The organism is Mycobacterium sp. NGS50, from assembly GCF_059812545.1.
On sequence record NZ_JCALCW010000042.1, the window covers coordinates 1 to 12,913 of the forward strand.

A 12,913-nucleotide genomic window follows, 5' to 3' on the forward strand; every position below is an offset into this window, starting at 1 on the left:
ACCCGTGAGCTGCACAGCCGGGGACACAAGCTCAGCCAACGGCACCACCACCGGCGTAACCGCGAACAAACCACTCCCGGCCAGAACAAGCCCGGCAGTGACATAGGGACGAAGGGTGCGTTGCAAGACAGTCTCCTAAGCGAGTGGTTTGGTATCGCTGCTGAGCGACGAAATTAGCTGAGGAGACTCTGAGCGTCGAGAATTACGGCCCGTTGCGCGGTGATCCGTTCCGATACGACGACAACAGCTACCTCGCACCGTTCCAGGACGCACTGGTCATGACCTGTCTTTCACGCTGTCCGCGAACAGCGAAATAGGCCCGATTATTTCAAGTGGTAATTACCGGTGGGTAATACTGAAACGTGTTCACACCGCCCCCGGTTTCTCTGGCTGCTTCGTTTAGCTCGTGGTTCACCGCGGTGAACGTACTCGCCGGCGCAATCGCGCACGAACGCCCGTCGCAGCCCCGGCGAGACCGCGTTCGCGGTCGAGATAGCGAATTGTGCAAACGAGCGTTCTTAACATGCGTCTGTTCTATCGGGCGTAATAGGACCTCCGCACGCGCACGTTGGGAGACCTCGGTGTTTCCGATCGCAAACACATTCAGGGGCTGAGACACAGTTAAGAAGGAAGCCGGGTCGCTCGCCGCAGCGGCGCGCTGTCAGCAACCTAGCGCGGACAACCACCGTCGCGCCCGGGACGGCGCCTCAGTCCGCGGGGCCCACGGCCTGCAGCGCTTCATTGATGCGCCAGCAGTTCGTCGCGATGGTGCCGACCTGGCGGGCCGACAGCGATCCGACCAGATGGGTCTGAATGCCGTGCGCGTACGTTACTCTCGCCTCGCCGACCATCGCCCGGCCGTCGTCGGTAATGACGGCGACGACACCGCGGCGGTCCTGCGGATCCGGCCGGCGCCGCACCAGGCCTCGCTCCGCGAGGCGGTCGATCCGCTTCGTCATCTGCCGCGGTGTCGCAGCCAATGCCCCGGCGAGGTCACCCATGCGTGCGGATCCGTCCGCGGACTTGGCCAGGATGTCCAGCACCCGCAGGTCGATCACCGACAGGTGGTGCGACTCGGTCAACATCTGGTTCAGTGCCGCGTCGAACCGCAGCACGGCATCCAAATAGTGTTGCCACGACTGCCGCTCGGCGAGATCCAGGCCCGGCAGGTCGCTCCCCGTCCGACGGTGGTCACGGCGCTGCACGGCGTAATGGTAAACGACATCGCGGATCACGCGGTCGGATTCGCCGCCAGTAGCTGCCGGGACTAACGGCATCCCCGACGCAGAGATTCACTGTGCGGGCATGGCCCGATCTCGGCGGCAGATCCCGCCCTCAGCGCACAGTCGACGGCGGAATCACGCCAAGAGGCCGCCGCCAAAACAGAAAACCCCGGCCAGGGGCCGGGGTGATCCGTTCATGGTGGGCGAAGGGGGACTTGAACCCCCACGTCCCGAAGGACACTGGCACCTGAAGCCAGCGCGTCTGCCATTCCGCCACTCGCCCAGAACGACCGCTGGAGCCTATCAGGTGGCGACGGCGCCTCCCAAACCGTCGCTGACCACCTCCGACCGCAGCCGAATCGTGACCTGCGCGGACCGATTCTCAGAGTTTGCACGGTGCCGCCCCGCTGCGCAGTCCCGATACCATTCCTGTGGCGATACGGGTAGTGCGACACGCGGAGACGCTGTCCACCCGACAAGGCGAGAACCCAGAACGGTGGGTGAGACAGGCGGTGAGATGGGCAGCCACAAAGGGCTGGTGGAACGCCTCGAGCGCAAACTCGAGACCGCGGTTGACGACGCCTTCGCCCGCGTCTTCGGCGGTTCGGCCGTTCCCGAAGAACTCCAGACCGCGCTACGCCGCGAAGCGGCCGACGGAGTGCGCTCGCTGCCAGGCAATACCCTGTTGGCACCCAATGAATACGTTATTACCCTCAGCGGGCACGATTACGGCAAAGTGGTCGCGGACCGAGGCGTCACCGCCAGCACGTTTAACGAGCACTTGGCGGGATACATCAGTGAGCGAGGGTGGCAAACTTATGGTGAGTTGGTCGTCCGGTTCGAGCCGTCAGCGAACCTGCACACCGGCCAGTTCCGCGTTCACGGCACGGTCAACCCCGACGTCAACCCGGCACAAACGAAGCATCATGCGTCTCACGCAGAAACAGGAGCAGCGCCGATGACCGACAACCCGAGCTACCACACCGGCCAAGGCCAGGGGCGGCCCGGCGAGGAGCACTACGACGACCGTTACGGTCGGCAGCAGGACGATCCGCGCGGCGGACCCGACCCGCGCGGTGCTTACCCCCCTCCCCCTCCCCAGCAGGCTCCTCCGCAGCAGGGCGGCTACCCGCCTCCTCCCGGCCAGGGCTACCCGCCGCCCGACCAGGGCTACGGCGATCAGGGTGGCTACCAGCAGCAGTCCTATGAGCAGCGCCCGCCCGCCGGCTACGGCGGCGGCCAAGGCTACGACCAGGGATACGGCCAGCCACCCGCCGGCTACGGCCCGCCCACCGGCGGCCAGCAGGGCTACGGCGACTACGGCCGCGGCCCGGCGCGGCCCGACGACTCCGGCTACGGCCAGCCCGAGCAGCGCTCCTACCAGGAGCACGGCGGCTACGACCAGGGCGGGCATGACCAGGGCGGCTACGATCAAGGCGGTCACGACCAGGGCGGCTACGGTCAAGGTGGCTACGACCAGGGTGGCTACGACCAGGGCGGCGCCTCCTATGGCGGCCAGCCGGACTACAGCCAGCAGGACTACGCCCAGCCCGACTACAGCCGCGGCCAGGCCGGCGGCGGCTACGGCCAGCCTCCCGCGAGCGGCTACGACTACGGTCAGCCTCCGGCCAGCGACTACGGCCAGCCCAGCGGCGGCTACCCGCAGGCACCCGCCGGCGACTACGGGCAGCCCAGCGGTGGCTACGGCCAGCCCCCGGCCAGCGACTACGGCCAGCAGAGCGGCTACGGCGGCCCGCCCACCATGGGCGGCTACGGCCAGCCCCCGGCCACCGACTACGGCCAGCAGAGCGGCTACGGCGGCCCGCCCACCATGGGCGGCTACAACGAGCCCGCCGCTTATAACGAGCCGGCCGGTTACAGCGACTACGGGCAGGGCTCCTACTCGTCGACCAACGTCACCCTGCAACTCGACGACGGCAGCGGCCGCACCTATCAGCTGCGCGAAGGCACCAACGTCGTCGGCCGCGGACAGGACGCCCAGTTCCGGCTTCCCGACACCGGGGTTTCACGCCGTCACCTGGAAATCCGGTGGGACGGGCAGGTCGCGCTGCTGTCCGACCTGAACTCCACCAACGGCACCACGGTGAACAACGCACCGGTGCAGGAATGGCAGTTGGCCGACGGCGACGTGATCCGGCTGGGTCATTCCGAGATCGTCGTCCGAGTCCACTGACATCGCAGCTCAAGGCGAACTCGCCCGCTTCCACCCGCGTCGACCACCGCCCAAGTATCGTGACGTAGCCACGTACTCGGTGACGCGGCCGAACCACAACTGCACCAGGGACGGAGGGAGGCGCGGGATGCAGGGACTCGTGCTGCAACTGACGCGTGCCGGGTTTTTGACGCTGCTGTGGCTGTTCATCTGGTCCGTGCTGCGGATCCTGCGTACCGATATCTATGCACCGACCGGTGTGGTCATGGTGCGGCGCGGGCTGTCGTTGCGCGGAGCGTTATTGCCGTCGCGTCCGCACCGCACTACCGCACGCAACCTGGTGGTCACCGACGGAGCGCTGACCGGCGCACGGATCACCTTGAGCGGGCAGCCGGTGCTGATCGGCCGCGCCGACGATTCCACCCTCGTGCTGACCGACGACTACGCTTCGACGCGCCACGCCCGGCTCTCCCAACGGGGCTCCGAGTGGTATGTGGAAGATCTAGGATCGACCAACGGCACTTACCTTGACAGGGCGAAAGTGACTACCGCTGTACGAGTTCCGCTAGCAACGCCGGTCCGGATCGGCAAAACCGTAATCGAGTTACGGCCGTGAGCCGGGGCCTGAGGTACGTCGCGCGCAGCGACGTCGGCTTGGTCCGCGGCAACAACGAAGACTCCGTGTACGCCGGGGCGCGGCTGCTGGCGCTGGCCGATGGCATGGGTGGGCACGCCGCCGGCGAGGTCGCCTCCCAGCTGGCGATCGCGGCGCTGGCCCACCTCGACGACGACGAACCCGGCGGCGACCTGCTGTCCAAGCTGGACGCCGCGGTCCGGGAGGGCAACGCCGCCATCGCCGCGCACATCGAGGCCGAGCCCGAGCTCGAGGGCATGGGCACCACGCTGACCGCGATCCTGTTCGAAGGCAATCGGCTGGGGCTCGCGCACATCGGCGACTCGCGTGCCTACCTGCTGCGCGACGGCGAGCTCACCCAGATCACCAAGGACGACACCTTCGTTCAGACCCTGGTCGACGAGGGCCGCATCACCCGCGAAGAGGCGCACAGCCACCCGCAGCGCTCACTGATCATGCGGGCGCTGACCGGACACGAGGTCGAGCCGACGCTGACCATGCGGGAAGCCCAGGTCGGCGACCGCTACCTGCTGTGCTCGGACGGCCTGTCCGACCCGGTCAGCGACGAGACCATCGAGGAAGCGCTGCGGATCCCCGACGTCACCGCCAGCGCCGACCGCCTGATCGAGCTGGCGTTGCGCGGGGGCGGACCCGACAACGTGACGGTGGTGGTCGCCGAGGTCGTCGACCACGACTACGTCCAGACCCAGCCGATTCTGGCCGGGGCGGTGTCCGGCGAGGACGGTCACTCCAGCACGGTGCCCAACACCGCGGCGGGCCGGGCGTTCGCGATCACGCCGCGCAAGGAGGCGGCCAAAAGCACCCGCCCGCAGGTCGAGGTAGCCGCGCCCCCGCCCAGTCCGCGGCGCCGCATCATCCTGCTCTCGGTGGTCGGGCTGCTGGTCCTGGTGGCCGGCCTCGGGATCGGCTGGACGTGGATCCAGGCCAACTACTACGTCGCCGCCCGCAACAACGTCGTGTCCATCATGCGCGGGGTGCAGGGTTCACTTCCGGGCCTGCCGCTGCACCGTCAGTACATGTGGGCCTGCCTGTCCAAGACCCACCACGTCTCGACGATCCCCGCCAACGAGTCGGGTGACAATCTGGGCTGCCAGCCGATGAAGCTCACCGACCTGTGCGAATCGGCGCGCGCGTCGGTGGAGGCCGGGCTGCCGGTCGGCACCCTCGAGAACGCCAAGGCCCGCCTCAACGACCTGGCCCGCGATTCGCTGCTGCCCAAGTGCGCCGGGTCGACGCCGCCGGCCACCACCACCGAGAAGCCGACCAGCACCACCTCCCGCACGCCCACCTCCCCCGCCGAGGCTCCCGCGGAAGAACCCAGCGCAGAGACCCCCGCGCACCCGTTTTCGCCGAACACCACCACCGGCGCTCCCCAGTCGTCGACGCCGGGCGCCGAGCCGGCGGCACCGCATCATCCGGGGAAGAAGCGCCGGACGGTGGCATGACGACGCAGACTCCGACCCAGCCCCAGTCGCCGGTCGCGGTCACGCCGCCGCTGCCGACGCGGCGCAACGCCGAACTCCTATTGCTGTGCTACGCCACCGGGATCACCACGGTGGCTTTACTCGTCGTGGAGGCAAATCAGGCGCAGGGGCTGCGCTGGGACCTGGCCGGCTTCGCGGCCGCGTATCTGGCGGTGTTCGGCTGCGCGCACCTGGTCATCCGGCGCTACGCCCCCTACGCCGACCCGCTGCTGCTGCCGGTGGTCGCCCTGCTCAACGGACTGGGACTGGTGATGATCCACCGCCTGGACCTCGGCGTCGACGTCGGCGGTGACACCAACCACCCCGCCGCCTACCAGCAGATGCTGTGGACGCTGCTGGCCGTCGCCGGGTTCGGCCTGGTGCTGATCTTTTTGAAGGATCACCGCCAGCTGGCCCGCCGCGGCTACATCTGCGGGCTGGCCGGGCTGGTGCTGCTGGCCATCCCCGCGCTGCTGCCCTCGTCGTTCTCCCAGCAGCGCGACGCGTCGTTCGTCAAACAGAACGACGCCAAGATCTGGATCCAGCTGCCGGGCTTTTCCATTCAGCCCGCCGAGTTCTCCAAGATCCTGCTGCTGGTGTTCTTCGCCGCCGTGCTGGTCGCCAAGCGCGGCCTGTTCACCAGCGCCGGCCGCCACGTGCTGGGCATGACCCTCCCCCGTGCTCGCGACCTGGCCCCGCTGCTGGCGGCGTGGGTGATCTCGGTGGGCGTGATGGTGCTCGAACGCGATCTGGGTACCTCGTTGCTGCTGTACGCGTCGTTTCTGGTGATCGTCTACATCGCCACCCGCCGGATCAGCTGGATGCTCATCGGCCTGGGCTTGTTCGCCGTGGGATGCCTTGTGGCATACCGGCTTTTCGCTCACGTCCGAATCCGCGTGGAAACCTGGCTGGACCCGTTCGCCGATCCCGAAGGCAGCGGCTACCAGATGGTCCAGTCCTTGTTCAGCTTCGCCACCGGCGGCGTTTTCGGCACCGGGCTCGGCAACGGGCAGCCCGGCAACGTGCCGGCGGCCGCCACCGACTTCATCATCGCCGCGTTCGGCGAGGAACTCGGCCTGGTCGGCCTGGCCGGCATCCTGATGCTCTACACGATCGTCATCATCCGCGGTCTGCGGACCGCGATCGCGGTGCGCGACAGCTTCGGCAAGCTGCTGGCGGCGGGCCTGGCATCCACCCTGGGCATCCAGCTGTTCATCGTCGCCGGTGGTGTGACCAAGCTGATCCCGCTGACCGGGCTGACCACCCCGTGGCTGTCCTACGGCGGGTCATCGCTGGTCGCCAATTACGTCCTGCTGGCCATCGTGATCCGCATCTCCAACAACGCGCGCCGCCCGCTGGTCACCGGTCCGGACCGCACAGCCCCGATCGCGTCGGCGACCACCCAGGTGATCGAGCGGGTATGAACACGACGCTTCGCCGCATCGCGGTGGCTCTCATGGCGCTGATCGTGCTGCTGCTGGTCAACGCCACCCTGACGCAGGTGTTCACCGCCGACGGGCTGCGCGCCGACCCCCGAAACCAGCGGATCCTGCTCGACGAGTACTCCCGTCAGCGTGGTCAGATCACCGCCAGCGGGCAGCTGTTGGCCTATTCGGTGGCGACCAACGATCGGCTGCGCTATCAGCGGGTATACCCCAATTCTGAGATGTATGCCCCGGTCACCGGCTTCTATTCGCTGCGCTACTCCAGCAGCGGCCTGGAGCGCGCCGAGGACCCGCTGCTCAACGGGTCCGACGACCGGCTGTTCGGGCGCCGGCTGGCCAACTTCTTCACCGGCCGCGACCCGCGCGGCGGCAACGTGGTGACCACCTTGGACCCCCGCGTCCAACAGGCCGGCTGGGATGCGCTGCAGCGCGGCTGCAGCGGGCCGTGCCGAGGCGCGGTGGTGGCGTTGGAGCCCTCCACCGGCAAGGTGCTGGCGCTGATCTCCGCGCCGTCCTATGACACCAACCTGCTGTCCTCGCACGACGTCGACGAACAGGGCCGGGCCTGGCGGCAGTTCCGCGACGACCCCGCCTCCCCGCTGACCAACCGCGCCGTGGCCGAGACCTACCCGCCCGGCTCGACGTTCAAGGTGATCACCACCGCCGCCGCCCTGGAGGCCGGTGCACGCATCGATGAGCCGCTGACCGCCGCCGCACAGATCGCGCTGCCGAACAGCACCGCCACGCTGGAGAATTACGGCGGCGCCGCGTGCGGGCCCGGCTCGACGGTGTCCCTGCAGGTCGCCTTCGAACATTCCTGCAACACCGCGTTCGTCGAGCTGGGGATGCACACCGGAACCGACGCCCTGCGCAACACCGCCCGGGCGTTCGGCTTCGACCGCTCCCCGGACCCGATCCCGCTGCAGGTCGCCACGTCCACCGTCGGCCCGATCCCCGACGCGGCCGCGCTGGGGATGTCCAGCATCGGCCAGAAGGACGTCGCGGTCACCCCGCTGCAGAACGCGTTGGTCGCCGCTACGATCGCCAACGGCGGGGTCGCCATGCAGCCCCATCTGATCAGCAGCCTGCAAGGCCCCGACCTCGCCGATATCACCACCACAACGCCGCACGAGCAGCGCCGTGCGGTGTCAACGCAGGTCGCGGCTAAACTGACTCAATTGATGGTCGGCGCCGAAAAGGTTACGCAGCAGGAAGGGACGATCCCCGGCGTGCAGATCGCGTCCAAGACGGGTACCGCAGAACACGGCACCGATCCCCGCAACACGCCACCACACGCGTGGTACATCGCCTTCGCTCCGGCGCAGGCCCCGCGGGTTGCTGTCGCGGTAGTGGTGGAGGACGGCGGTGACCGGCTGTCCGCGACCGGCGGTGCGCTGGCCGCGCCGATTGGACGGGCCGTGATCTCGGCCGCGCTGCAGGGGGAGCCATGAGCCCGCGAGTAGGTGTGACGCTGTCCGGGCGATACCGGCTGCAGCGCCTGATCGCCACCGGCGGCATGGGTCAGGTGTGGGAGGCCGTCGACAACCGGCTGGGTCGCCGCGTCGCGGTCAAGGTGCTCAAGAGCGAGTTCTCCACCGACGCCGAGTTCATCGAACGGTTCCGGGTCGAGGCCCGCACCACCGCGATGCTGAATCACCCCGGTATCGCCAGCGTGCACGACTACGGCGAAACCGACATGAACGGCGAGGGCCCCACCGCCTACCTGGTGATGGAGCTGGTCAACGGGGAACCGCTGAACTCGGTGCTCAAGCGCACCGGTCGGCTGTCCCTGCGGCACGCCCTGGACATGCTCGAACAGACCGGCCGGGCACTGCAGGTCGCGCACAGCGCCGGCCTGGTGCACCGCGACGTCAAACCCGGCAACATCATGATCACCCCCACCGGGCAGGTGAAGATCACCGACTTCGGCATCGCCAAGGCGGTCGACGCCGCCCCGGTCACCCAGACCGGCATGGTGATGGGCACCGCCCAGTACATCGCCCCCGAGCAGGCGCTCGGCCACGACGCCACCCCGGCCAGTGACGTGTACTCGCTGGGCGTCGTCGGCTACGAGGCGGTGTCGGGCCGGCGGCCGTTCACCGGCGACGGTGCGCTGACGGTGGCGATGAAGCACATCAAGGAGCCTCCTCCCCCGTTGCCGGCCGACCTGCCGCCCAACGTGCGGGAGCTGATCGAGATCACCCTGGTCAAAAACCCGGGCATGCGCTATCGCAGTGGCGGCCCGTTCGCCGACGCCGTGGCCGCGGTGCGGGCCGGTCGCCGGCCCCCGCGGCCCAACCAGGCGGCCGCGGGCGGGCGGGCCACCCCGTCGGCGATCCCCTCGACCGGCGCGCAGACCCGGGTGGCCGCCGATCTGGCGCCCCGACCGGCCACCACCCGGCGGCCCGCGGTGGGCAGCCACCGTCCTCCCCCGGCACGTAGCAGCTTCTCGGCCGGCCAGCGGGCCCTGCTGTGGGCCGCGGGCGTGCTGGGCGCGCTGGCGATCATCATCGCGGTGCTGATCGTGGTGAACTCCCGCGACGACGGCCCCGCCCATCCGGCCACCGTCACCGACACGGTCACCGACACCGTCACGACGTCGTCAGGCACCCCATGACGACCCCGCAGCGGCTGTCCGATCGCTACGAGCTCGGCGAGATCCTCGGCTTCGGCGGGATGTCCGAGGTCCACCACGCGATCGACAGCCGGCTGCACCGCGAGGTGGCGGTCAAGGTGCTGCGCGCCGACCTGGCCCGCGACCCCAGCTTCTATCTGCGGTTCCGGCGCGAGGCCCAGAACGCCGCCGCGCTGAACCACCCGGCGATCGTGGCGGTGTACGACACCGGCGAGGCCGAAACCCCGGCCGGACCGCTGCCCTACATCGTGATGGAGTACGTCGACGGGGACACCCTGCGCGACATCGTGCACAGCGACGGCCCGATGGCGCCCCAGCGCGCCATCGAGGTGATCGCCGACGCCTGCCAGGCGCTGAACTTCAGCCACCAGCACGGCATCATCCACCGCGACGTCAAACCGGCCAACATCATGATCAGCACCGCCAACGCGGTCAAGGTGATGGACTTCGGTATCGCCCGCGCGCTCGCCGACTCCGGCAACAGCGTGACCCAGACCGCCGCGGTGATCGGAACCGCGCAGTACCTGTCCCCCGAGCAGGCCCGCGGCGAAGCGGTCGACGCCCGCTCCGATGTCTATTCGCTGGGCTGCGTCCTTTACGAAATGCTCACCGGTGAGCCACCTTTCGTCGGTGACACGCCGGTGGCGGTGGCCTACCAGCACGTCCGCGAGGACCCGGTCCCGCCGTCGCAACGCCACCCCGGCATCTCCGCAGACCTGGACGCGGTCGTGCTCAAGGCGTTGGCGAAGAACCCGGAGAACCGGTATCAGACCGCCGCCGAGATGCGCAACGACCTGGTGCGGGTGCACAACGGCGAGGCGCCCGAAGCGCCCAAGGTGCTCACCGAGGCCGAGCGCGACGTGCTGATGGCGGCCGAGCATCCGGCCGGGCTGGGCAGCACCCGCACCAACCCGCTGCCCCGCCAGCAGCTGGACTTCGCCTCCGACCGGATGGGCGGTTCGGTGGGCCGCTGGCTGATCGCGGTGGCGGTGCTGGCGGTCGTCACCGTCGTGGTCTCCCTGGTGATCAACAACTACGGCGGCATCACCCACAAGGTGCAGGTGCCCGACGTGCGCGGCAAGGTCTCCGCCGATGCCGTCGCCGAATTGCAGAACCGCGGCTTCGAGGCACGCACCCAGACCAAGGTCGACTCCGTCGTCGCGCCCGACCACGTCATCGACACCGACCCGCCGGCCGACACCTCGATGCACGCCGGCGACACCATCACCGTCAACGTGTCGGTCGGCCCCGAGCAGCGCCAGATTCCCGACGTGGCCTCGCTGAGTTACTCGGCGGCGCTCAAGAAGCTCAAACAGGCCGGCTTCGAACGCTTCAAGCAGCAGCCGTCGCCGTCGACGCCGGAGCTCAAGGACCGCGTGGTCGGCACCTACCCGCCGGCGAATCAGACCTCGGCGGTCACCAACGAGATCACCGTGATCGTCGGCACCGGCCCGGCCACCAAACCGGTTCCCGACGTCGCCAACCAGTCCCCCGAGGAAGCCCAGAAAACCCTGACGCTCAACGGGTTTACCAAGATCAATCAGGTGTCGGTGGACAGTCCGCGGCCCGCCGGCACCGTGCTTGGAACGATGCCGGCCGCGGGGGAGACCCAGTCGGTGGACACCGTGATCGAACTGCAGGTGTCCAAGGGCAACCAGTTCGTCATGCCCGACGTGCGCGGCATGTTCTGGACCGACGCGGAACCGCGGCTACGCGCGTTGGGCTGGACCGGTCAGCTCGACAAGGGAGCCGATGTGGATGCCGGCGGGTCCAATCACAACAAGGTGGTCGCGCAGAGCCCGTCGGCGGGGGAGGGCACCAACCTCAACGCCAACGTCACGCTGACGTTCGGTCAGTAGCCACCGGCGCCTGGGTCGCCCGGCGCACCGCCCCGGCCACCTCGTCCTCGAGCTTTTTCACCAGCGTCTCGTCGCGTGGCTGCCCGCAGTCGGCCAGCCAGTTCGCCAACATCCGGTGTCCACCCTCGGTCAGGATGGATTCGGGATGGAACTGCACGCCGTGGATCGGCGACGTCTGGTGCCGCACAGCCATGATCACGCCGCCGCTGGTGCGGGCGGTGACCTCCAGCACGTCGGGCAACGTGTCCGGCATGATGGTCAGCGAGTGATAGCGGGTCGCCGTGAAGGGATCCGGAAGTCCTTGCAGCACACCCTTATCCGTGTGGAACACGGTGCTGGTTTTGCCGTGCAGCAGTTCGGGCGCGCGGTCCACCACGGCACCGAACGCCACCCCGATCGCCTGGTGTCCCAGGCAGACCCCAAGCAGCGGGGTGCCCGACGCCGCGCAGGCCCGGACCACGCCGATCGAGGCGCCGGCACGTTCGGGTGTGCCCGGACCCGGGCTCAGCAGGACCCCGTCGAATTCGGCGACGGCCGCGGCCGGGTCGGCCAGCCGCGCGTCGTCGTTGCGCCACACCGTCGCCTCGACACCGAGTTGCCCCAGGTATTGCACCAGGTTGAACACGAAGCTGTCGTAGTTGTCGACGACCAAGACCTGCATCGTCACAGGCTAGCTCAGTACGGGAGAGGTCCCGCGGGCACGGCGAACTGCATGCGCGCTGCCACCGGGGACCCGGCGACCTGCACGTCGGGGGAGACCTCCTCGGTGTAGCCGAGCCCGAAGCGCACCACGTACTGCTTGTAGAGGGTGAGCAGCGGGGCGTTCTCCAGGGCGTCCTGCATCGCCGTCGCGTCGCCGATCGCGGTGATGACGTAGGGCGGGCTGTAGGTGCGGCCGTTGAGCAGCAGCGTGTTCCCGATGCAGCGGGGCGCCGACGTGGCGATGATCCGCTGATCCTGCATCTGGACGGCCTCCGCACCCGCGCTCCACACCGCGTTGAGTACCGCCTGGATGTCCTGCTGGTGGACCACCAGGTCGTCGGGGGAGGCGTCGCGGGGGAAGCGGCCGTTGGCGTCGCGCTGCGCGTCGGTCAGGCTGATCACCAGGCCGGGCCCGTGCACCGGAGTCAGCCCGGCGTCGGCGGCCAGCTCCGCGGTGCGGCTCTGCATCGCCGCCAGGGCGGTGCTGCCGCCGCGGCCGTGGGTGGAGTCCACGCCGCCGGCCAACGCGTTGCGCTCGACAATGAGGGTGTCCACGGCGGTCTGGGTCTCGCGGACCAGGTCGACCAGCCGCGGCGCGTCGCTGCGCCGGATCTCCGAGCCCCCGGAGACCCCGTGGGTGGCGCCGAGCAGCAGTCCGGCCAGCAGGCACACCACCGGGACGCCGTAGCGCCAACGCCGCGCGCTCGTGTCCACCGGCTCTCCATTCCCTGATCTGGACCGTGCTGGGTTAACCTCGT

At 69.0% G+C, this 12,913-nt stretch carries 9 protein-coding genes, 1 tRNA gene and 1 pseudogene; 7 read left to right on the forward strand and 4 right to left on the reverse strand.

The annotated features are described in order from the left end of the window. Positions 1-707: 707 nt before the first annotated feature. Entirely contained in the window at positions 708-1,235 is a 528-nt protein-coding gene (locus AC5Y36_RS22610; RefSeq protein ID WP_500043207.1) for a MarR family winged helix-turn-helix transcriptional regulator, read from the reverse strand. A gap of 185 nt (positions 1,236-1,420) precedes the next feature. Continuing rightward, a tRNA-Leu gene (locus AC5Y36_RS22615) sits at positions 1,421-1,506 on the reverse strand. 234 nt (positions 1,507-1,740) lie between these two features. Between AC5Y36_RS22615 and AC5Y36_RS22620 the strand changes: the two genes are divergently transcribed. From AC5Y36_RS22620 to pknB, 7 genes and pseudogenes are all read left to right on the forward strand, one after another. Beyond that, positions 1,741-3,417 carry an FHA domain-containing protein gene (locus AC5Y36_RS22620; RefSeq protein WP_500043208.1) on the forward strand — a complete coding sequence of 559 codons (1,677 nt, stop codon included), beginning with the start codon at positions 1,741-1,743 and terminating at the stop codon, positions 3,415-3,417. A gap of 127 nt (positions 3,418-3,544) precedes the next feature. Beyond that, on the forward strand, positions 3,545-4,012 hold the full coding sequence (locus tag AC5Y36_RS22625) for an FHA domain-containing protein FhaB/FipA (RefSeq protein ID WP_500043209.1): 468 nt from the start codon (positions 3,545-3,547) through the stop codon (positions 4,010-4,012). After that, a complete protein-coding gene (locus tag AC5Y36_RS22630) occupies positions 4,009-5,496 on the forward strand; it encodes a PP2C family protein-serine/threonine phosphatase (protein WP_500043210.1) in 1,488 nt (495 codons plus the stop codon). Before AC5Y36_RS22625 ends, AC5Y36_RS22630 begins: the two co-directional genes overlap by 4 nt. After that, positions 5,493-6,938 (forward strand): FtsW/RodA/SpoVE family cell cycle protein, encoded by a 1,446-nt coding sequence (locus AC5Y36_RS22635; protein WP_500043211.1) that lies wholly within the window; start codon positions 5,493-5,495, stop codon positions 6,936-6,938. Before AC5Y36_RS22630 ends, AC5Y36_RS22635 begins: the two co-directional genes overlap by 4 nt. After that, on the forward strand, positions 6,935-8,410 hold the full coding sequence (pbpA, locus tag AC5Y36_RS22640; protein ID WP_500043212.1) for a D,D-transpeptidase PbpA: 1,476 nt from the start codon (positions 6,935-6,937) through the stop codon (positions 8,408-8,410). The genes AC5Y36_RS22635 and pbpA overlap by 4 nt, the downstream gene beginning before the upstream one ends. Next, positions 8,407-9,573 (forward strand): annotated as a pseudogene (locus AC5Y36_RS22645) (protein kinase domain-containing protein); the annotation flags it as partial. The gene pbpA and the pseudogene AC5Y36_RS22645, both read left to right, overlap by 4 nt. Continuing rightward, the gene (pknB, locus tag AC5Y36_RS22650) at positions 9,573-11,453 is read left to right on the forward strand and encodes a Stk1 family PASTA domain-containing Ser/Thr kinase (RefSeq protein ID WP_500043213.1); all 1,881 of its coding nucleotides are present in this window, start codon (positions 9,573-9,575) and stop codon (positions 11,451-11,453) included. The pseudogene AC5Y36_RS22645 and the gene pknB, both read left to right, overlap by 1 nt. On the opposite strand, the gene AC5Y36_RS22655 is transcribed toward pknB, so the two are convergent. Together AC5Y36_RS22655 and AC5Y36_RS22660 are read right to left on the reverse strand one after the other, a co-directional pair. Beyond that, positions 11,431-12,114, reverse strand: a complete 684-nt coding sequence (locus tag AC5Y36_RS22655; RefSeq protein WP_500043214.1) for an aminodeoxychorismate/anthranilate synthase component II — start codon at positions 12,112-12,114, stop codon at positions 11,431-11,433. The two genes, pknB and AC5Y36_RS22655, sit on opposite strands and share 23 nt — an antisense overlap. 14 nt (positions 12,115-12,128) lie before the next feature. Continuing rightward, positions 12,129-12,869 (reverse strand): DUF881 domain-containing protein, encoded by a 741-nt coding sequence (locus AC5Y36_RS22660; RefSeq protein ID WP_500043215.1) that lies wholly within the window; start codon positions 12,867-12,869, stop codon positions 12,129-12,131. Positions 12,870-12,913: the final 44 nt, after the last annotated feature.